Here is a 22,145-nt window from a genome sequence, read left to right as displayed (position 1 = left end):
CTAAATTTAGATATAATAGAGAAGAACATTTTTACGGGGTTGAAGCAAAAAAACTAAAAGGCACCTATATGCTTTTAGACGAAGCTTCAGTAACTGGTACTGCCAATATTGTAATGGCAGCTGTTCTTGCCGAAGGCACAACAACCATATATAATGCAGCCTGCGAACCCTATTTGCAGCAACTATGTAAGATGTTGAATAGAATGGGTGCTAAGATCTCTGGAGTTGGCTCTAATTTATTGGTTATTGAAGGAGTTGATTCATTAGGAGGCACTGAACATACTATGCTTCCAGATATGATAGAAATCGGAAGTTGGATTGGTCTTGCTGCTATGACCAGAAGCGAATTAACCATAAAGAATGTAAGTTGGGATGATTTAGGGCAAATTCCTACAGTTTTTAGAAAATTAGGAATTAAACTAGAGCGTCGTGGAGATGATATTTTTATTCCAGAGCATAAGAACGGGTATGAGATTCAGAATTATATAGATGGTTCTATTCTAACTATTGCAGATGCGCCATGGCCAGGGCTTACACCAGACTTACTGAGTATTATTTTGGTAGTTTCCACTCAAGCAAAGGGAGAAGTGCTTATTCATCAAAAGATGTTTGAAAGTAGGTTGTTCTTTGTGGATAAGTTGATAGATATGGGAGCAAAAATTATATTGTGCGACCCACATAGAGCAACGGTAATGGGGCATGACTTTAAATCTACCTTAAAGGCTACCACAATGGTATCGCCAGATATTAGAGCAGGGGTTTCTCTTTTGATAGCAGCTCTGTCAGCTAAAGGAACATCAACCATTCATAATATTGAACAGATTGATCGTGGTTATGAGGATATTGACACACGATTACGTGCAATAGGTGCAAAAATAGATAGGGTTAGTTAGACTATTTTTCCACTAAAGTTCCATCAGGGTATTTAGCAAACCGACCTTTTTCTTTAGAATGCACATTGTCTGGATACTGCCAAGGCCATCCACCATATTGGGTTAACCTATATTCTTTCATGGCTTGTTGAATTTCCTCTTCAGTATTCATTACAAAAGGACCATACTTTACTACGGGTTCGTCAATAGGCTTTCCTTGTAACAATAGTAAATGTGCTTTTTCTATGCCCGTTGTAATATGAACATCCATAGAAGAATCCAATTCTACCCCGTGGTTGGATGCAATTTCTTTAGTTTCAACCTTTATAGAGTCACCTTCATATAAATATAGAGTTCTATTAGCTTTAGACGTTGCTTTAGGTAAAATGTATTCGGTATTGGCATCAATATGTATGTTCCAAATGGCAACACTATTTTCTAAGTTAGCCGCCCAAGAGTTAGGGGCAGGCTCATTGGCTATTTCGCCATTATAATCACCAGCTATAATTTTTATTGTAACGTTACTTTCCCTTATTACAGGAATATCTTCGTGCCAAAGCATTTTAAAATGTGGTTCAACAAATTTATCAGCTTTTGGAAGATTTAACCATATTTGAAAAAGCTCTAATGGATTCTCTTCATCGGTTTTAAGTAGTGGAAACATCTCCGAATGTTGTACACCTGCCCCAGCTGTCATCCATTGCACATCACCTTCTCCAAACCTACCTGCCGCTCCAAGTGAATCAGAGTGGTCACAATACCCTTTATTTACAATGGTTATTGTCTCAAAACCTCTATGTGGATGTGCAGGAAAGCCTGGAATGGTCTGTCCATGGTACATGCGCCATCCATCTTTTCCAACAAAATCATTTCCCAATGGACGACCTTCTAACGTATCAACTGGGCCCATATCTTCATTCCCTTTTGGATAATGGTCTAAATGATATACACAGAAAAGGAACGGGTCTTGGGTTTGCCATGGAAAGCCTAGTGGAAAAATATTTAAAATGGGAGAGCTCATAAATAACAATTTTATATACTAAGCTATGACTTTTTCCATTACCACAAACTCAATACCACCCTTTATATATTTTTTATAAGTGGGAACCATTTTAAATTTTTGATAAAAGGTGGTTTTGTTTGCTCTGGCATTACACCAAACTCTTTCTATTTTTTGTTGAGAAGCGTATTCCATAAGGTAGGAGAGAAGCATGGTTCCGTAACCATTTCCTTGTTCTGTTATTTCTGTTGCCAATTTTCTAAATTGAGCTTCTTTTTTGTCAATGAAAAGTGATACAACAGATATAAGTCTCTCATTTTTAAACAACCCAAAATGAATACCTGTTTCGTCTTTGGATAACTTTATGTAATCTAAGGATTCATTAGGCCACATTACTTTATGGCGTAAATTCCATGTTTCTGAATGTGTTATTCTTTCAATTTTTACTTTCATTAGAAGCCAATAATCCATAGACCATTAAATACAGTCCCACGGTATGAGTAAATGTATTGAAGAAACGTATAATGGGCAGTGTAACATAAAACTTATTTGCGGCAAAAATTATATACGATATTGCCAGCATTGTTGTTCCCAAAATAAGGAGGATAAAGCTTAGGTCGTCCACGGTTTGAGAACGTCCCAAAGTAACTGTGACCATAAATATTATACTAATCGTATTTAAGATAATAAGGATATTATACCGACCTAAATTTGGTTCTAATTTTGAATAAATAAAAAAAGCATAAACAATGAAAAGTATTGGCATAATCCAAAAGCTAATACTTTTTGGTTTTTTCCATTGTCCCAGTATTGCAAGGGAAAAGGAAATATTTGATAAGAGAAATATAAATGCCAGATGTGAAAAGAAAATTTTGGCAGAAGCGTCAAAGGTTAAAACCATCATTCCAATAATTGAAAAAAACAGACCCAACAACATAAAAATATATACCTTCTTTGGGAGTTTTTTTCCATTTACTGCAAAGTAAATGAAAAGTAAGAGATCTATAATTGGTGACGTAAATGCTACTTTATCTACTAGAATAAAATTTTCCAGTATTTGGTCAATGATAATGACCATGACAAAAAGCACCAAAAATTTTTTTGGGTCGATATGGAATTTGGACATATAAGTTGGGTTTAGTTTTGGCCAATTGGAGGTGGACCATCTGGCACTATAGCCTCATAGACTTCGCTACCCTTCCTTTCTATGTACTCATTTTTTACTTTCTCTACCAGTTTTGGATTTTCAAATAGGTCCACCATGGTCATACTCATGGCTTTAGCAGCATACACCATACCTTTATGTCCAATACTCATTCCGCCGCAAGCTACAACTGCCCATGAATGCCAAGGTGTATCTTTTGGAGCTGTAGTAACACCCAGATTAATGTTGGCAACGTTCCAACTTACATCTCCGACATCCGTAGAGCCACCGCCAGGATGTTCTTTGGTTTCTTCTAATGGTAGAATTTTACTATCCATACCTACTTGTGGCTTTTTAGTAACTTCTTGTATTTTTTTTCCAAATGCAATCTCGTCTGCAGTATACGGTATCTCCCCTAACAGTTCCAAATTGTTTTGCATTATTTCCCCGCCTGCTCTGTTAACAAGCACTTCATATATACCAGAAATCAATGATATTTTATAGTCTACATTGGCCATAATTGCAGCCCCTTCGGCCATCTTCATTACTTGTTCATAGACAGGCATCATACCACTTCTTTTGGTATCCCGTACTCTTACCCAAAGTTTGGAATAGTCTGGCACTACATTCACAACCTGCCCACCATCTTGGATATGGTAATGTATGCGCACGGTAGGTTTTATATGCTCTCTATAATAATTTATTCCAGTTGTATATAATTCTAATGCATCTGAAGCACTACGCCCATTCCATGGATCTGAAGAAGCATGGGCAGCCTGACCAAAAAACTCTACTTTAAAATCAACCAACGCCAAAGAGCTTTGCACATCTGCTTTAGTTGATGCAGAAGGATGCCAACTAAGGTTTACATCCACACCATCCCATAAACCTTCTCTGACCATCCAGATTTTACCAAAAAACTTTTCTTCGGAAGGAGTCCCAAAGAACTTAATAGTTCCCTTTAATTTTCCTTGCTCTATCTGTTCTTTTATTGCAATGGCCGAGCCTAAACTGGCAGCCCCAAAAAGATTATGACCACATCCATGACCAGCGGCTCCCTCAACAAGCGGATTTTTGGTTGGCACTGCTTTTTGTGAAATCCCTGGTAAGGCATCAAATTCTCCTAAGACACTTATAACTGGACTTCCAGAACCGTAGGTAGCAACAAAGGCCGTTGGCATTCCAGCAACGCCTCGTTCAACTGTAAATCCGTTTTTTTCAGCATAGTTTGCTAAAATTTCAGAGGATTTATGTTCTTCAAAAGCAGTTTCTGCAAGTGACCATATGGAATCACTAATTCTAATTAATTCTGTTTTGTGGTTTTCAACAGCAGCCATAACTGCTTTTTTGTTGGCATTGATTTTTTGTCCATAAGTAAGGGTCGCTATTACTGATAGCAAACCAAACAATAAGGTTTTCTTGGTTTTCATAAACGTATATTAGCTAGTGTATTATTTAATGAATGTACATTATTTAACTTTATATTCCAAAACAGATGTATTTGTAACAATTATGAAAATAAAATAAATTACATGGTCAAAACCGAACTCATTGACTATTATTCTGTTAGGGAACAAATCTATTTCGTAATTTTTACGGCGTTTGTAATTTTAATCCAATGAAAAACACTGTTTTTTTACTATATATATTCACCTTAGGAGTGTTTTCTCAGCAAAACCTGTCAGAAATGGGTAGTTTACCTATGGGTGTATATGAAACTTCTGGGTTAATATTTTTTAATGAAAAACTCATCACCCATAATGATTCTGGGAATACTGCTCAACTATTTGAAGTTGATACTCTTTCAATGAGCATTACTAGAACAATCACAATTTCTAATGCTGAAAACATAGATTGGGAAGACATTGCGCAAGATGTCAACTATATTTATGTTGGTGATTTTGGAAATAACAATGGTGATAGACAAAATCTAGTTATTTATAGAATACCCAAGATTGATTATATCTCCTCTGATAATGTTATAGCTGATAAAATTGAATTCTCCTATGAGGATCAGACAGATTTTTCTACTTCTCAAGATAGTGATTGGGATGCAGAAGCTTTAATAGTATATAATAATGAACTGATTGTTTTTACAAAGCAGTGGCAAAGTAAAAATACCACTGCCTATTCCATTTCAACAGAACCTGGAGTACATGTAGCAAAAAAAATAGAATCTTATACCATAAATGGTTTGGTAACGGGAGCCACTGTGGATGTAGCTGCAAATAAGCTCTTTTTGATAGGTTATTCTCAAACCTTATTACCATTTATTGCTATTTCCAACAATATAAATAGTGGCGCCTTATTTAATACTATTGAAAAGATTAATTTAAATGTTGGATTGGCTCAAGTTGAAGCAATTGCTCAAGTCGAAGAAAATCATTTTATTATTTCTTCAGAGAAGTTTGTGAATTCCAATCCATCTATAACATTGGATGCGAAGTTATATTCTTTACAAATCACTAACGAAATAGATATTCCTTTTGAAGAAGAGGAGGAGAATGAAGAAATGGTTGTGGAAGAGCCATTGATATTATATAAGACCAATGGGGTGAATGTCTTGTATTATCAACTTAATACAGAAGATGAAATATATGGACAAGCCATTTTTAATAGTTTGGGGCAAAGAATTTCTCATGAACAAAGTGGTAATATTTTATTGTCTCCAATAGATATATCTAATTTTGAAGCCGCCATATATTATCTTACCTTTTATCTACAGAGTGGTGTTATTTCCAAACCATTCATTAAGAATTAATGTTTTTTATTTAAGGATTTATTAACAAAGAGCCCCATGGTTTATCTTTAGTTTTGTGAAAACTCAAAACCATTTATAAAAATGAAAAAATTAATTCTATTTATGTTTATCGCTTCTCTGTCTTTTTCAATAGAAGCACAGATACAAGCACCAGCTGCAAGCCCATTCTCTAAAATGGAGCAAAAAGTTGGTTTAACAGATGTTGCCATAGAGTATTCTAGACCCGCTATGCGTGGTAGAACTATTTTTGGTGATTTAGTACCTTATGGTGCAATTTGGCGTACAGGAGCTAACGCAAGAACTAAAGTCACTTTTAGCGATGATGTTGTTGTAGCTGGCCAGACTTTAAAAGCTGGTACCTATGCAATCTTTACAAAACCAAGTGCTACTTCTTGGGAAGTGTATTTTTATACCGATTATAATGGAGGTGGAGCTCCGCAAGAATGGGATGATAGCAAAGTAGCAGCCAAAGTTACAGCTCCTACCTATCCAATACCAATGGATATACAGTCTTTTACTATATCTATTGATGACATTACAGATAGTAGTGCTGTTATTGGAATAATGTGGGAGAAAACATATGTTGGTGTTACTTTTGAAGTTCCTACAGATGCAACTGTAATGGCAGGAATAGAAAGTACTATGGCTGGCCCAAGTGCCAATGATTATTTTGCCTCAGCGGTATATTACCTAAATTCTGGAAAGGATATAAACCAAGCAAAAGAATGGATAGACAAAGCAATCTCAATGAATGAATCCCCAGCATTTTGGCAGTTAAGACAACAGTCTCTTATTTATGCTAAAGCAGGTGATAAGAAAGGAGCTATTGCCATTGCAAAACTATCTTTGGCTGGAGCGGAAGAAGCTGGAAATATGGATTATGTAAAAATGAATAAAGACTCCTTGAAAGAGTGGGGGGTAAAGTAATTTTTAATCTGAAATAAAATTTGAAAAGCCCGTATGCATACGGGCTTTTTTATGTTCTTATGGGTGGGTTTTTTAAGAGTTTGTCAAAAGATTCAAGTATAAAAGCTAAAAGAATAACCAAAACACAACCAAATGCATTCAGCCATAAATAGGACATCCAGTCATTTGCATAACCAATAATTACAATCACTTGAGTAATTATTGCTGCAACAAATACAGCGTTTCCTTTTACGAATTTAAAAAAGAATGCCAGTAAAAATATACCCAATACGTTGCCATAGAAAATAGAACCTATGATGTTTACCAATTGTATTAAATTATCAAATAAATTGGCAACGCAAGCAATGGCAATAGCAATAATTCCCCATATTAAGGTGAAAAATTTGGAGGCTTTTACATAATGCTCTTCAGTAAAGTTTCCTACCTTGTTTCTCTTGTAAATATCTAAAGCAGTAATTGTACCCAATGCGTTTAATTCTGAGGCGGTTGACGACATGGCTGCCGACAGTATTACCGCTAATAGCAAACCAATTAAACCTCTTGGCAAGTAATTTAGTATAAAGTGTATGAAAACATAATCCTTATCATTTGTTTCAACACTACTCCCGACTTTATCAATTAATGCTCTTGCAGTTTCTCTATTACTTATGTCCTTTGCATTAACATTTATTATATGCTGCTTAGCCTCTATTATAGCATCATATTCTTTTAAATCCAAAGCTGCTGAGAATTGATCTTGAGCCATTTTCTTCTCTACCTCTAACTCCCTATGTCCCAGCTGTAAAGCTGCATAATCTTCGGCATATTCAGATTCCATAACGGCCTTTGTAGCTACTGGATTAAAATTTAATGGGGATGGGTTGTATTGATAAAAGACAAAAACCATTACCCCAACCAATAGGATAAAGAATTGCATAGGGATTTTTAATATTCCATTAAAAATAAGCCCCAACTGACTTTCTCTAACAGATTTTCCTGAAAGGTACCTTTGTACCTGGCTTTGATCTGTTCCAAAATAGGCGAGGGCCAAAAAGAGACCTCCAGTTATACCACTCCAAAATGTATACCTACTCTTGGTATTAAAATCAAAGTCCAAAATATTGAGTTTATCACTGGCTCCAGCTACTTTTAAAGCTTTACTAAAAGAAATATCTGCAGGTAAATACCCAAGAATAAAGAAAAATGCAATGAACATGCCCATCATAATTATGAACATTTGTTGTTTTTGTGTAACACTTACAGCCTTTGTCCCTCCTGTAACTGTATATATAATGACCAAAATTCCGATAATAATATTGAGCAAACGTAAATCCCACCCCAATACTGCTGATAAGATGATGGACGGCGCAAAAATGGTAATCCCCGCAGCTAATCCGCGTTGCAATAAAAAGAGAATAGCTGCTAGCGTTCTGGTTTTAAGATCAAAACGTTTTTCTAAAAACTCATAGGCAGTAAATACTTTTAGTTTGTGATAAAGAGGAATAAAGACCACACAAATAATTATCATGGCAAGTGGTAATCCAAAATAAAATTGGACAAAACCCATACCATCATGAAAAGCTTGTCCTGGAGTAGATAAAAAGGTAATGGCACTCGCCTGAGTTGCCATAACAGAAAGTCCTATAGTCCACCATTTGGCTTCACCACCTCCAAGAACATAATCCTTTACACTTTTGCTCCCTTTTGTTTTCCAAACACCATAACCAACAATGAAGAATAATGTTCCGGCAAGAATAATCCAATCTAGTATTGCCATATTAATTGTTTGCGGTCATCAATAGATAGAAAGCCAAAACATATAAAATGTTAAGTGCTATTACTATGGTATATTCTTTTTTCCAAATAAACTTATTCTCCATAACTACCCTTTAATTTCAATGTCTTTTTCCAGCTCTCCTTTACCTAAAGATAACATATTTGCAAATATTTTATAGGCACCAGATACGCCTGCCGGTAACTCTCTAAAAAAACTTAGTCCGGTATAAATATAATTTCCCTTACCATAAGGAGCTACCAGTAAGGCACCCTTTTTAACAGATTCACCTTCATCGGCCATAGAAAAAATAGGGGTGAATTCGTCTCCCCATTCATTTGGAAAATACAATCCGCGCTCTTGCACCCAACCATTAAAATCTTTTTGAGTAATAGGATTCGGAAAATTCACCAATGCGTGGTCTTTGGCTAAAACAGTTACTTCGGAGTTTTCATTGGTTACCCGATCTCTAGATACTGTCAATGGGTAAGGCGCTAGGTTAGGAATGTTAAGGCCTCTTCTTCCGGATGTATTGTACTGAATAATAAGATTACCGCCTTCCTTAACATAATCTAACAAAAAGGGTTGTTTAAATTTAAGCTCGTCCACCACATTATAGGCTCTAATACCAACAACAATACCATCGTATTTATTTAAAGATCCTTCTTGAATGGTCGAAACATCTATTGGGTGCACTTTGTAACCAATTTGTTCTAAACTTTCAGGAATCTTATCACCAGCACCAACTATATAACCAATATTTTCTCCAATTTTTTGAATGTTGAGACGAACAATCTTAGCCTTTGATGGGAGTAAAACAGATTGGGTCGGAATATGATCATAAGCAATTTCAATCAACTCTTTAGTATAGGTTGAGCTCCCAATTGTGATTACAGGCATAATTTCACCTTCATTTTCAAACTCAGGGGGAGATACGGAAAAACTAACAGTTTGCTCATCTCCTTTTTGGTTGATGGAAAAATCTATTTTTTCTGGAGAGACCGACCAGCCATTTGGGGCTTTTAATTCTACTTTCCCTACCAAACTATCTTTGCCAGCCTTTATTTTTACTGAAACATCCCTACTTTTAGAATCTGCAAAGATAATTACATCATCTGCCATACTAGAAGTGACTATTGGTAATACTTCAAAAGGTTGATATAACTCTCCTTTGTCTGGTTTAGAATGACGATATACAACTGGTTTTACAAAAGAGATAGGGTAGCCGTTAAAATCCAAAACAAAATAGGCGTTAAAGGGTCTTGGTGTTTCAGGTTTTCCAATAAGACTTTTGTCTTTTACAGCATACATGCCTAAACTTCCCTCTTCACTTAGCCAATATGGGCTAGAGTAAGGAATGTTCTCGGGAACATTAAGATTTAATTCCAAGCTTACCTTTTTATTTTCTTCTAGAGGCATGTTATTGATTGATACATTTTCAGGTATCAGAGAAACAGATGATAGCGTAATGTTGGCATTACTTCTGTTCAAAGCCTCAACATTTATTTTGGCCATTGCACCTGGATTGGTATAGGAAGCCTGGGCAGAAGCTTCAAGATAAAGGCCAGAAACTGAAGCTATGATATTCTTTAATTCTTCAGTTTTCCTATTCTTCCAGTGTTCATCAGATATATCCTGAACCAATTTATACGCTTTAATAAGCTCTGGCAAATGTGTAGAAGGGTTTTTAAAATCAAACTCTTTTTCAACGGTGTATAAAATGTTCCCAATAGCATCACCACCTTCAACTCTGGACCACGTTGTATTAATGCCATCAAATACATTGGTGGGGTCATTGGGCATATCTCCCTTAATCAATTCAATATATTCATTTTCACTACCTCTTGTTGTAATTCTTCCAAAACCTTGACATAAATGACTGTTGCTTGCCATGGAAGCAATTTCATTATTAGATAGCCCTCTGGAGGGATAGTATACCCCAACATCCATATTGACCATCTTTGATTTGTCGGCTTTTTCAAAATTCTCCTGACTTCCATAAAACCACCAAGATGTGTTAAAAAAGGCTCTTCGGGGTTGCCATACGGTGGTAGATTTTAATTGTTCTGGATAGGCATTAGGATTATTAGCTAAATCAAAAGCCTCTACACTTAACATAGCAGATGAGGTATGGTGTCCATGTGTTGAACCTGGTGTTCTATGATCAAAACGATTGATGATTACATCTGGTTTTAAATTTCTTATTGCCTGTACCACATCACCTAGAACTTCTTTCTTATTCCATATTTTTAAGGTTTCATCTGGATGCTTGGAATACCCAAAATCATTAGCTCTCGTAAAGTATTGTTCACCACCATCAACACTTCTGGCTTTTAATAATTCTTGTGTTCTTAAAACCCCTAGAAGTTCTCTAAGCTCTGGACCAATTAGGTTTTGTCCGCCATCTCCTCTGGTGAGTGCCAAATAGGCGGTTCTTGCATTTACATGATTGGAAAGATAGGAAATAAGCCGTGTGTTCTCGTCATCTGGATGTGCCGCAATGTACAGAGCTGTTCCTAAAAAGTTTAATTTTTGAATGGATTGATGAATTTCTGATGAAGACAATTTTTTTGGAGCCTGAGCTAAAATAGATGAACTTCCAAAAAGTGTTACCAGAATAAATACCAGTATCTTACGCATGGTTTGGATATTTATGATCGTACCCAAAGATAGCAAGATAAGTATCTTGCCCATTAAATTTAGAACTTCTTTAACAAGAAATTAAGGTATCAATTTTTTGAATTGGAAATGTCATCCAATTTTTGGATAAGGGTCACCCCTTTTTGTAACAATAAATTATTTGGATAGGTAAGTAGCTCCCCATTATCCTTTTTTAAATAAATGTGGAATGCCTTAATATCTTCAATCACAGCCTCGTCTGTAATATCTGTATCATGTATTTTAACTCTATCTCCTATTTTAAAAGGAAAAGAAAAGAAAAGGATAACCCCAGCTGTAATATTGCTTAAAATAGACCATGAGGCAAATAAAGCTACCCCAATCACGGTAAATATGGAGGTGAAAATTAGTCCTAATTCTTCAAAATTTACTTTCCAAATAAAAGTAAGTGCCACAAACCCTATCAATGACAATAAAAATGATGCATACTTGATTATTAGCTTAGTGCGTGCAATATTTAAATCACTTATTCTCCCAATTTTTCGAATGGTTTTGGTGGCAATAAATTTTAATATGAGCAAAATAGCAATGCAGATAGATGTGCTTAAAATTTCATTTTGGTGATTGAAAATAAATTCTCTCATGCTTAACTAATTAGATTATTTAACAATATCCATCAAGGTATTATATACCAATTGAGTAGGAAGACCTACAATATTGGTATATGAGCCTTGTATTTCTTCAACAGCTATAAGACCAAACCATTCTTGTATACCATAGGACCCCGCCTTGTCCATAGGCTGGTAGGCAGTAATATAAAATTGAATTTCATCATCAGTCAACTCCGCTAATTTTACCTTTGTGGTACAGTTTACAATCTTTTGTTCATTTGTAGTTGTAAAGCAGACCGATGTAATTACCTGATGCCAATCATTGGACAGAGTTCGTAGCATTTTAAAAGCATCTTTCTCACTAATAGGCTTACCTAAAGTCTTGTTGTTATGCCATACAATTGTATCTGATGTTATTATTATTTGATTGGTCTCAATCTTCCCATTAAAGGGTTCTGCTTTGAGTTTTGATAAATAATCTGTAATGGCTTCGGCCTTTAATGTTTCTGGATACACTTCCTCAATAGGGTGCAGTTTTATTTCAAAATCCAGTCCCATTTCTCGGAGGAAGTTTTGCCTTCTTGGCGAACCAGATGCCAGTATTAGTTGATAATCCTTTAACTTTTCTGCAAGCATAGATTAATCATTTTTCGCACTAAAATTTCCTTCCCAATCTCCTCTTACTTTTAAAACCTGTTCAATTACATCCCTAACACAACCATCTCCCCCAAATCTATGAGAAACGTATTTAGCAATACTTTTCACTTCTGGAACTGCATTTTGCGGACAAGTTGCCAGTCCAATCATTTGCATAGGAGGGATGTCTGGAATGTCATCACCCATATAGAGTACATTTTCTGGCTTTATGTTATAAATGTCCAGATATTCTTCTAATGGTTCAATTTTATGATGAGCACCCATATAAATATTGGTTACACCCAAACCTTTTAAGCGTTCACGAACACCTTCATTGGTGCCTCCAGAAATAATACAAACATTATATCCTTTGTCAACTGCCGTTTTTAGAGCAAACCCATCTTTAACGCTCATTTTTCGGAGCATTTCTCCTTTAGAAGTAATTAGGATACTCCCATCTGTAAAAACCCCATCCACATCAAAAACAAAGGTGGTTATGTTGTTTAAATATTCTTTATAACTTTTTTCCATATGTATTACTGATAGATTGGCTTAAAATTGAATATATTTTTTTAAGACTTTCATCTTGTATAAGGTTTAAATGGCTATCCATAGTGTCTTTGTCACCACGCTTGGCAGGACCTGTCTGTGCATCAAAAGGAGAGGCAGATTCCAATTTCTTTACGGTTTCCAAAATTAAGGGTTTCAACAATTCAAATGACAGATTATTTTCCTCACACAGTTCTTGCCCTATATAATATAAATGATTTGTAAAATTATTTACAAAAACAGCTGCTACATGAAGTGTTTTTCTTTGCTCGGATGATACTTTATGGATATTATTTGAAACCACTTCTCCAATGGTTTTTAGAAGCGTTAAATCTGCTTTAGTATTGGCTTCAATACAAATTGGAACAGTTTTAAAATCCACCTCCACCTCCTTGCTAAAAGTCTGTAAGGGATAAAAAACCCCATACTTTTTATTATGGTCCAAAACCTTCATTGGTACACTTCCAGAAGTGTGTACCACCAGTCCCTTTTTATTTGTAAGTTCTTCTGATACAGATGTTATAGCATCGTCATTTACGGCAATGATATAAATATCCGCATCAACTATATCTGAAAATTTATTGGTGAAAGGAATATTGGTTCCAGATATTTTATTAGACCTGCTATACACTTGTAGCACTGTAATTTGACTACTCTTTTCAAAAGCTTTCAACAAATGTGTTGCAACATTGCCAGAACCAAGGATTACCACATTGATCATGGCGTAAAATTAGGAATAAAGAACTAATTTTGATGGTATGAAGAAGGAAATCTCCTCGCGCAAGGAAGTATACGAGTTGGTCACCACCTTTTATGGAAAAGTTAGGAAAGATGAGCTATTGGGCCCTATTTTTAACAAGCATATAAACGATTGGGACGGCCACTTTGAAAAACTTACGGATTTTTGGGAGACCAATTTGTTCTTTGTGGGAAAGTTTAAGGGCAATCCCATGTACAAACATATTTTGGTAGATAAGGGTGAAAACCATACTATTAATGAGCATCATTTTGGAGCGTGGTTAAATTTATGGTTTCAGACGGTAGATGAACTTTTCACGGGCGAAAAGGCCAACCTTGCCAAAAATAGGGCAAGGAATATGGGAACATTTTTTCATGTGGGAATTTTTAACGCCAGACCCAAATAAGAATCCTTAAATAGAATAGTGTTTTATCCCTCCATGCCTTACTTTTGCAGACTAAGAATTGTAAAGCGTTTCCGCAATGTTAAATAAGCTCAAAAACCTTCTTTTTTCTACCCGTTTAACTGCTATTCTTTTCCTGGTTTTTGCCACGGCAATGGCATTTGGAACCTTTATTGAAAGCTGGTACAGTACAGAAACAGCTAGGATTTGGATATATAATACCAAATGGTTTGAGGCAATCATGGTATTTTTTGTCATTAACTTTATTGGTAATATTTCTAGATACCGTCTTTTTAGAAAAGAAAAATGGCCCGTACTTTTTCTACACTTATCTTGGATTTTAATTATGGTTGGGGCTTTTGTAACTCGCTATATTAGTTTTGAGGGTATGATGCCTATTCGTGAGGGAAATACTGAAAATGTATTTTATTCAGATAAAACATTTCTTACGGCTTTTGTAGATGGTGAAATAGATGGTGAACCCAAGCGTAAAATATTGGAAGATGATTTAATTGTAACTACAGAAGCGTTAAAGTCTAACCTACCATGGAAGTCTGATTATAATGGACAGCCCTTTTCTATTTCCTACGTAGATTTTATACAGGGTGCCAAAGAAGGTTTGATTGAAGATGAGAATGGTAAGGAATATCTTAAAATTGTTGAAGCAGGGGATGGGCAGCGTCATGAACATTTTTTAGAAAACGGCCAGGTGGCCAGTGTGCACAATGTGCTCTTTGCATTGAATAAAAATACAGACGGCGCCATAAATATTTTTACCACAGATAGTACCTACCAAATACATTCACCTTTTGAAGGCAGTTTTATGCGCATGGCAGACCAATTTCAGGGTAAGTTGCTTAAAGATAGCTTACAAACCTTGCAATTACGGTCTTTATATAACACTGCAGGAATGCAATTTGTAATTCCAGACCCTGTCATTAAGGGCTCGTATGGCGTTGTGGCTTTACCAAAAAATGAAATAACAGAAGCTTCTTTGGATGCTTTGGTTGTGGATGTTACATCTGGTGGCCAAACGGTACAGAAAAAATTATTAGGTGGACAAGGCTCTTCTAATTTTTCTGAAAAATTTAATGTGGGCGGGTTGGACTTTAGTTTAAGTTATGGTTCCAAAGTTTATGAGTTGCCCTTTGCTATAAAACTGAACGATTTTATCGCAGAAAAATATCCTGGCACAGAAAAAGGCTATGCTTCCTTTATGAGCAAAGTCACTGTGGAAGATGAGCGTTCTTTTGATTATGATATATATATGAACCATGTATTGGACCATCAGAAATATCGTTTTTTTCAGTCTAGTTTTCATCCAGATGAAAAAGGAACCGTATTGTCCGTAAGTCACGACTTTTGGGGAAAATGGATTACATATACAGGTTATACCCTCTTGTATATTGGCTTATTGGGAATCATGTTTTTTGGTAAGACCCGTTTTAAGGATTTAGTAAAGTCCTTGGATAAATTAAAAAAGAAAAAAGCTGTATTGACCATTATTTTGGTAATGGGCTTTGCACTTAATGGTTTTGCTCAAGAACAAGATGATAGCCACAACCATGTGGCACCACCATCACAAGAAATGTTAGATTCTATTCTAAAAACCACTATAGCTTCAAAGGAACACGCGGCCAAGTTTGCCCATTTGGTGATTCAGGATGACAATGGTAGGATGAAACCCATTAATACATTTGCTTCGGAACTAATTAGAAAGCTGAGCCTTAAAAATAAATACAAGGATTTTAATACGGATCAAGTTTTTCTTTCTATGATGTTGAATCCTAGATTGTGGTACAATGTGGAGTTTATGGCATTGGATAAGAAAGGACAAAATGATAGTATTAGAAAAATAATTGGCGTGCCAAAAGACCAAGAACAGGTAAAGGCAACCGATTTTTTTGATGCAGAAGGAAATTACAAACTGGCGGCCTATGTAGAAAAGGCATATGCTAAAAGTAATCCCAATCAGTTTGAAAAGGATTTTAAGGAAGCAGATTTACGTTTAGGGCTTCTTAATAGGGCTTTGGGGGGCGATATTGTTAAAATATTTCCTTTGTTGAACGACGAAAACAATAAATGGATATCAGCGGTGGAATATCGTTCAGGTAGGCACCAAATCTCTGACTCGCTTTATGGCAATTTTGTAAAAAATGCAGTGCCCTATTATTTAATGTCCTTACAAGAATCTATAAAAACTGGGGATTATACAGGTTCGGACAAGCTTTTGGAGGCTTTTAAACAGAACCAGCTCAACCATGGAGCTGAGGTATTGCCATCGGATAAAAGAGTAGAGACCGAGGTTATCTATAATGGACTGGATATTTTTAACCGATTGTACCAAGGATATGCCCTTATTGGGCTTTTAATGTTCTTTGTATTGATATTTAGGATTTTTAAAGACCGTGAAATCTGGAAAGTGGCCACCTATTTCTTTAAAGGAACCATTATCCTTCTTTTTTTATGGCACACTGCAGGATTGGTATTGCGTTGGTACATTTCTGGTCACGCACCATGGAGTGATGCCTATGAAAGTATTTTATACGTTTCTTGGGCCACTATGGCAATGGGACTGTTTTTGGGAAGAAAAAGTGACCTTACTATCGCCGCTACCACTTTTGTGGCCTCTATGTTATTGTGGATTGCCCACCAAAGTTGGGTAGATCCAGCTATTGCCAATTTAGTACCTGTGTTAGACAGCTATTGGCTTATGATACATGTAGCTGTTATTGTGGGTAGTTACGGCCCTTTGACTGTGGGGATGATTTTGGGAATTACTTCTCTTATTCTTATTATTCTAACAAATAAGAAAAATAAAAAGAAAATGGAAATTAACTTAAAAGAATTGACCATTATAAACGAACTGGCATTGACCATTGGTTTGGTGATGTTGACCATTGGTAACTTTTTAGGAGGACAATGGGCCAATGAAAGTTGGGGGCGCTATTGGGGCTGGGACCCCAAAGAGACCTGGGCATTGATTTCCATTATGGTCTATGCCTTTGTTATCCATGCCCGTTTGGTACCTGGTCTACGTGGCAAATGGTTCTTTAATTTTATGAGCGTAGTGGCCTTTGCAAGTATTATGATGACCTATTTTGGAGTTAATTTTTATTTGGTTGGCCTACATAGTTATGCTAGTGGAGAGCAGGTAATAACCCCAACCTTTATTTGGTATGCCGTTCTTGGCGTATTGGTTTTGGGAGGGTTTAGTTATTGGAAGTATAAGGCGAATTATTCTAAATAGGAAAAGCCTTGGACTTTGAAAATAAAAGACTTACTTTAATGCAGCATATAGAAGATATATAGATCATATGATCTATACTCACTTGTTGTGTAAAATTCAGCTGAAGCTGACCTATGTTGCTACACAACTCCGTTGTTCCCGCCCCACAGGAAATTTTACACAACGCCCCGCTAAAACAAATTGCTTGTGCCCAATACCTACAAACAGCTTTGGCGCTGCCGGTTCTAACCGTGCACATTACACAACAATCGCTAAAAGCAATTTGGCAAGGTTCAATTGTCCCTTAAAAACAAGTGAATAAATTCACTATTTTTAAAAGCCAGAACCTCACTACGTTTAGCGGGGCGTTGGCTAAAACGCTTACGATCCTATATATAAATATACTTGCCCTGCTAAAATAAATCGTTCTAAAATGGAAAATAAAAAACATTACTTGGTCAGTACAAATTCAAAAAATCAAAAGTCATTAGTTGATAGACGTACCTTTATTACTAACATGGCTGGTGGTGCTACACTTTTATCTCTGGGATACGGAAGCTCTATTATATCATGCTCCTCATCCGTTGGTAATAAGATTGAAGGATCTTTGAATATAGATTATACAAGTGAAGGTCCCGTAATGCCTGACAATTTCATGGGCTTCAGTTATGAATTGGCTCAATTGATGGATCCAGATTTTTTCTCGCCTAAAAACACAGAATTAGTTGCATTGTTTAAAATGCTTAGTTCCAAGGGAGTACTTAGACTTGGAGGAAACAGTAGCGAATCTTGTTGGCTTAAGGTAAATGAAAGTACTACTGCACCGACCATGCGAAGAGTTGATACTGCTGACGATGAGCACTGGATGCCACGTGAATTGTTCATGTTGCCTGCGTCTTCCATTGTTTCTTTGGCAGCTTTTTTAAAGGCTACAGGTTGGTCACTCATATATGGTTTCAATTTTGGAAATAGTACCAAGGAACAATTGGCAAATGAGGCCGCATTTATTTATGAACATGTAAAAGACAACCTACTCTATTTTCAAATTGGGAATGAACCAGATTTTTATCCAGAGCCCAATAACCGCACAAGACCCGAAGGGTGGGGCTTTGACCAATATTTAGAGGAATGGGTCAATTGCGCTGAAGAAATACTAAAAGCTGTACCAACAGCAGTGTTTGGCGGGCCCGATGTTGGAGCAAGTTCAGATTGGATAGAACGTTTTATTCCTAAAGCATCAGCTAGGTTAAAAGAAAAGTTGATTGCTGTAAGCGGACACTATTATCCTATGGGACCTCCAGACGACCCAACTGTTAATACAGAACGTTTGTTTAAGACAAATAAAAAAGTTGGGGCATTAACCAAAGTTATTGTAGATATGGCTTCTCAATACAATTTTGGATATAGGATGACCGAGGGTAATTCCTGTTATAGAGGTGGAAAACCAGGCACAAGTGATACTATGGCTTCTGCTTTATGGGGGGGTGAATATCTGGCCATTTTGGCTACCGAGGGATGTGTAGGTGTAAATCTTCATGGTGGCAGCCGAAATATACTCAAAGCGGCGTTGAACAACCATTTGCCCGGTGAGAATGTTGCCTCTGCCTCTGGGAGTGATTCTAAGGGTAGTTTTTATACTCCAATTGCAGGAGAAACAAATACTGGTTTTATTGCAAGACCACTTTATCTTGCCATGTATATGGTAAATCAACTGGTAGGTTATGAAATGATAAGGGTACAGGTGGATTGCCATGGTTTAGATGTAACGGCATTCGCCGGGGTAAAAAATAACCAATGGAGGTTGTTAATTTTTAACAAAGAAATTAATCGTTCAGTTAATCTTAATTTAAAAGTGCCAAAACATATTAAATCTAGTACTCTTTGGCGTTTAACCGCACCATCGCTTGACGCAAGAAAAGAATTCCTTTTGGCAGGTACTGAAATGAAACCAGATTCTCCATGGATTCCCCAGAAAATAGAAAAAAACGCTATTTCCAATTCATCCTGCACGGTATCAGTACCTGTTGCAAGTGCATTGATAATGTTCTTAGAGTAATTAAAAAACAAAAACGCATTGCCGTCTAAAACTAATCTGAATAAAAAAAATCTCCCTTTTTTAAGTTCATTTAAATTTTTTTCACATCTTTGCTTCATCATGAAGTTATAGAAATTATGTTCCATATAGATGTCATAGGGGTCGGTAAGACCAGAATGTAGTCAACCTACTGTACTGGTTGGGTGCCATGACATATTTTCTCTTCGTTTAACATAATTTCATTCTAATGACTCAAAATAAATTTTCAATAAAACAACTATTTAATTTTTTTATAGATGCCGTAACTGGCAAACAAAACGACTTTACTACAGGCAGTATTCGTAAGGCTATATTTATGCTTTCCATTCCCATGATTTTGGAAATGTGTATGGAATCCATTTTTGCGCTGGTAGATATTATGTATGTGTCCAAAGTCAGTGTAAATGCCGTTGCTACCATTGGTTTAACGGAATCTGTCATTACCCTTGTATATGCAATTGCCATTGGGCTGAGTATGGCTGCAACTGCTTTGGTTGCTAGGCGAGTAGGGGAAAAGGACATAAAAGGTGCCAAAGAATCTGCGGTACAAGCCATTTTTTTAGGCGTTGCTGTTGCAATTATAATTGGCGTCCTAGGTTTTTTGTATGCCAAAGATATATTGGCTCTTATGGGAGCAGAGCAAGACCTAATTGATGAAGGGTATGGATACACCAAGCTTTTAATCGGAGGTAATATTACTATTGTGCTTTTGTTTCTTATCAATGCTATTTTTAGAGGTGCCGGGGATGCATCTGTGGCCATGTGGACGTTGATACTTTCCAATGGACTTAATATTATTTTGGACCCTATTTTTATTTTTGGTTGGGGACCCGTTCCAGAATATGGCGTTATGGGCGCAGCAATTGCGACCAATATTGGTAGGGGAACTGCCGTGCTCTTTCAAATATTCATCCTATTTTTTGGTTGGAGTCGCATAAAAATTGCTCTTACCGATGTGGTTCTCAACATTAAATTGATGGTCCATATGATTAAAATTTCCCTTGGCGGAATAGGTCAATTTTTGATAGGAACTTCTAGTTGGGTGTTCCTTATGAGAATGATGTCAGAATTTGGAAGCGAAGTACTTGCGGGTTATACTATTGCTATACGTGTGGTTATGTTCACTATTATGCCCGCTTGGGGCATGAGCAATGCGGCTGCAACGTTGGTAGGTCAAAATTTAGGGGCAAAGCAGCCAGAGCGTGCAGAGAAATCGGTTTGGATAACAGGAAAATACAATGCCTATTTTATGTTTGCCGTTTCTTTGGTCTATCTATTTTTTGCCAAAGAAATTGTAAGTTGGTTTAATACCACACCAGATGTAGTTAAATATGGAGCCCTTTGTTTGCAGATTGTAGCTATTGGTTATGTTTTCTATGGATATGGCATGGTGGTTCCGCAGGCATTCAATGGCTCTGGAGATACAAAAACACCCACAAAGATCAACCTTATTGCCTTTTGGCTATTTCAACTTCCTGTTGCTTATTTAATGGCAATCACCTTTAATTGGGGTGCTACGGGAGTTTTTATTGCCATTACTGCGGCGCAGGTTCTATTGGCCATTATTTCCATCATTTGGTTTAAAAAAGGGGACTGGAAGAAAGTCCAGGTGTAAACAAGTTTTTGTAATTTTAAACAAAATTCATGTAATGGAAACAACCAAGAAAGGGTTAAATACACTGTGCACTCACGCCGGAGATTTGGAGGATAAGGAATATAAAGGGGCGGTTTCACCCTTGTATATGAGTACTTCATATGCTTATATGGATGTGGATGTTTCCAGATACCCAAGAACCTATAATACGCCCAATCAAGAAGCTTTAGGTAAAAAAATAGCCGCTTTGGAGCATGCAGAAACAGCAATGATTTTCAGCAGTGGAATGGCAGCAATAAGTACAGCCTTGTTGGGATTTTTAAGCGCTGGTGACCATGTAATTTTGCAGCAAACATTATATGGTGGTACTTATGCCCTGGTAACCAAGCATTTTGAACGTTTTGGCATTGAATATTCCTTTACAAATGGTTGGGAGGCTTCAGATTTTAAAAGCAAGATAAAGCAGAATACAAAGGTTCTGTATATAGAAACACCATCCAATCCTTTGTTGACGATTACTGATATGAAAGCCGTTGCCAATTTGGCAAAACAACATGGTTTAATTACCATGATAGACAATACTTTTGCAAGCCCTATAAACCAAAACCCCATAGATTTTGGAATTGATGTGGTCATCCATAGTGCCACCAAATACATGGGTGGTCACTCAGATATTAGTGCTGGTGCTGTAGCTACTTCCAAAAAGCATATGGAAAAGGTATACAATATGGCTATTGACTTAGGTGGTAACCTTAGCGAATATACTGTTTGGTTGTTGGAAAGAAGTATAAAGACAATGGGGCTCAGGGTAAGACAGCACAATGATAATGCCATGAAAATGGCTCATTATTTATACAATCATCAAGATATTATAAAGGTATATTATCCAGGTTTGCCATCACATTCTGGACATGAAATTGCAAAAAAGCAAATGAAAGGTTTTGGCGGAATGATGTCTTTTGAACTAAGTGAAGAAGTTGATGCAGTTGAATTTCAAAAAGAATTAAAATTAATAAAGCCTTCTATGAGTCTTGCTGGTGTGGAAAGTACCATTCTTATGCCTGTGAAAACATCGCATAGTAGAATGGATAAAGCAGATAGAGAGAAGCAAGGCATTACAGATGGGTTATTGCGTTTTTCAGTAGGAATAGAAGAACCAACGGATTTAATAGAAGATATAGAGCAGGCAATTAATAAGGTAAAAACAAATAATAAGGTTGTTCTACAATCATAA

Annotated in this window: 18 protein-coding genes; 8 read left to right on the top strand and 10 right to left on the bottom strand. The window is 36.4% G+C overall.

Annotated features, from left to right (window positions below):
* Positions 1-893: UDP-N-acetylglucosamine 1-carboxyvinyltransferase (locus AC000W_RS11765; protein ID WP_474748525.1), on the top strand; the 893-nt coding region annotated here is incomplete at its 5' end.
* A gap of 1 nt (position 894) precedes the next feature.
* On the opposite strand, the gene AC000W_RS11760 is transcribed toward AC000W_RS11765, so the two are convergent.
* Genes AC000W_RS11760 through AC000W_RS11745 form a run of 4 tightly spaced genes read right to left on the bottom strand, consistent with a single transcriptional unit; the run spans position 895 to position 4,446 of the window.
* The gene (locus tag AC000W_RS11760) at positions 895-1,893 is read right to left on the bottom strand and encodes a pirin family protein (protein ID WP_474748523.1); all 999 of its coding nucleotides are present in this window, start codon (positions 1,891-1,893) and stop codon (positions 895-897) included.
* An 18-nt stretch (positions 1,894-1,911) separates the two neighbouring features.
* Positions 1,912-2,325, bottom strand: coding sequence for a GNAT family N-acetyltransferase (locus AC000W_RS11755; protein ID WP_474748522.1), 414 nt, complete (start codon positions 2,323-2,325; stop codon positions 1,912-1,914).
* Positions 2,309-2,998, bottom strand: coding sequence for a lysoplasmalogenase family protein (locus tag AC000W_RS11750; RefSeq protein WP_474748520.1), 690 nt, complete (start codon positions 2,996-2,998; stop codon positions 2,309-2,311). Before AC000W_RS11750 ends, AC000W_RS11755 begins: the two co-directional genes overlap by 17 nt.
* A gap of 11 nt (positions 2,999-3,009) precedes the next feature.
* Positions 3,010-4,446, bottom strand: coding sequence for an amidohydrolase (locus tag AC000W_RS11745; protein WP_474748519.1), 1,437 nt, complete (start codon positions 4,444-4,446; stop codon positions 3,010-3,012).
* A 188-nt stretch (positions 4,447-4,634) separates the two neighbouring features.
* Between AC000W_RS11745 and AC000W_RS11740 the strand changes: the two genes are divergently transcribed.
* Complete coding sequence (locus AC000W_RS11740; RefSeq protein ID WP_474748517.1) at positions 4,635-5,777, top strand: T9SS type A sorting domain-containing protein; 1,143 nt, start codon at positions 4,635-4,637, stop codon at positions 5,775-5,777.
* Positions 5,778-5,858: 81 nt separating this feature from the next.
* Positions 5,859-6,704 carry a DUF2911 domain-containing protein gene (locus tag AC000W_RS11735; RefSeq protein WP_474748516.1) on the top strand — a complete coding sequence of 282 codons (846 nt, stop codon included), beginning with the start codon at positions 5,859-5,861 and terminating at the stop codon, positions 6,702-6,704.
* 49 nt (positions 6,705-6,753) lie between these two features.
* Here the strand turns inward: AC000W_RS11735 and AC000W_RS11730 are convergent, their stop codons facing one another.
* The 6 genes from AC000W_RS11730 to AC000W_RS11705 all read right to left on the bottom strand — a co-directional run bounded on the left by AC000W_RS11730 (position 6,754) and on the right by AC000W_RS11705 (position 13,593).
* Positions 6,754-8,460, bottom strand: coding sequence for a sodium:solute symporter family protein (locus AC000W_RS11730; RefSeq protein ID WP_474748515.1), 1,707 nt, complete (start codon positions 8,458-8,460; stop codon positions 6,754-6,756).
* Between the two features lie 105 nt (positions 8,461-8,565).
* Positions 8,566-11,097, bottom strand: a complete 2,532-nt coding sequence (locus tag AC000W_RS11725) for a PIG-L family deacetylase (protein WP_474748513.1) — start codon at positions 11,095-11,097, stop codon at positions 8,566-8,568.
* Between the two features lie 89 nt (positions 11,098-11,186).
* Complete coding sequence (locus AC000W_RS11720) at positions 11,187-11,720, bottom strand: mechanosensitive ion channel domain-containing protein (protein ID WP_474748512.1); 534 nt, start codon at positions 11,718-11,720, stop codon at positions 11,187-11,189.
* A 15-nt stretch (positions 11,721-11,735) separates the two neighbouring features.
* On the bottom strand, positions 11,736-12,323 hold the full coding sequence (locus AC000W_RS11715) for a Maf-like protein (protein WP_474748510.1): 588 nt from the start codon (positions 12,321-12,323) through the stop codon (positions 11,736-11,738).
* A gap of 3 nt (positions 12,324-12,326) precedes the next feature.
* A complete protein-coding gene (locus tag AC000W_RS11710) occupies positions 12,327-12,854 on the bottom strand; it encodes a KdsC family phosphatase (protein ID WP_474748509.1) in 528 nt (175 codons plus the stop codon).
* Positions 12,838-13,593, bottom strand: a complete 756-nt coding sequence (locus tag AC000W_RS11705; protein WP_474748507.1) for a Rossmann-like and DUF2520 domain-containing protein — start codon at positions 13,591-13,593, stop codon at positions 12,838-12,840. Before AC000W_RS11705 ends, AC000W_RS11710 begins: the two co-directional genes overlap by 17 nt.
* A gap of 37 nt (positions 13,594-13,630) precedes the next feature.
* Between AC000W_RS11705 and AC000W_RS11700 the strand changes: the two genes are divergently transcribed.
* The 5 genes from AC000W_RS11700 (at position 13,631) to AC000W_RS11680 (ending at position 22,145) form a co-directional block, all read left to right on the top strand.
* The gene (locus tag AC000W_RS11700) at positions 13,631-14,017 is read left to right on the top strand and encodes a group III truncated hemoglobin (RefSeq protein WP_474748506.1); all 387 of its coding nucleotides are present in this window, start codon (positions 13,631-13,633) and stop codon (positions 14,015-14,017) included.
* Positions 14,018-14,093: 76 nt separating this feature from the next.
* Positions 14,094-17,264, top strand: coding sequence for a cytochrome c biogenesis protein (locus AC000W_RS11695; RefSeq protein WP_474748505.1), 3,171 nt, complete (start codon positions 14,094-14,096; stop codon positions 17,262-17,264).
* A gap of 412 nt (positions 17,265-17,676) precedes the next feature.
* Positions 17,677-19,299, top strand: a complete 1,623-nt coding sequence (locus AC000W_RS11690; protein ID WP_474748503.1) for a hypothetical protein — start codon at positions 17,677-17,679, stop codon at positions 19,297-19,299.
* 226 nt (positions 19,300-19,525) lie between these two features.
* Positions 19,526-20,932 carry an MATE family efflux transporter gene (locus AC000W_RS11685; RefSeq protein WP_474748502.1) on the top strand — a complete coding sequence of 469 codons (1,407 nt, stop codon included), beginning with the start codon at positions 19,526-19,528 and terminating at the stop codon, positions 20,930-20,932.
* A gap of 34 nt (positions 20,933-20,966) precedes the next feature.
* Complete coding sequence (locus AC000W_RS11680; RefSeq protein ID WP_474748501.1) at positions 20,967-22,145, top strand: trans-sulfuration enzyme family protein; 1,179 nt, start codon at positions 20,967-20,969, stop codon at positions 22,143-22,145.

This window comes from Saonia sp. (assembly GCF_056326165.1).
This window is presented reverse-complemented; position numbering and strand designations above follow the sequence as displayed.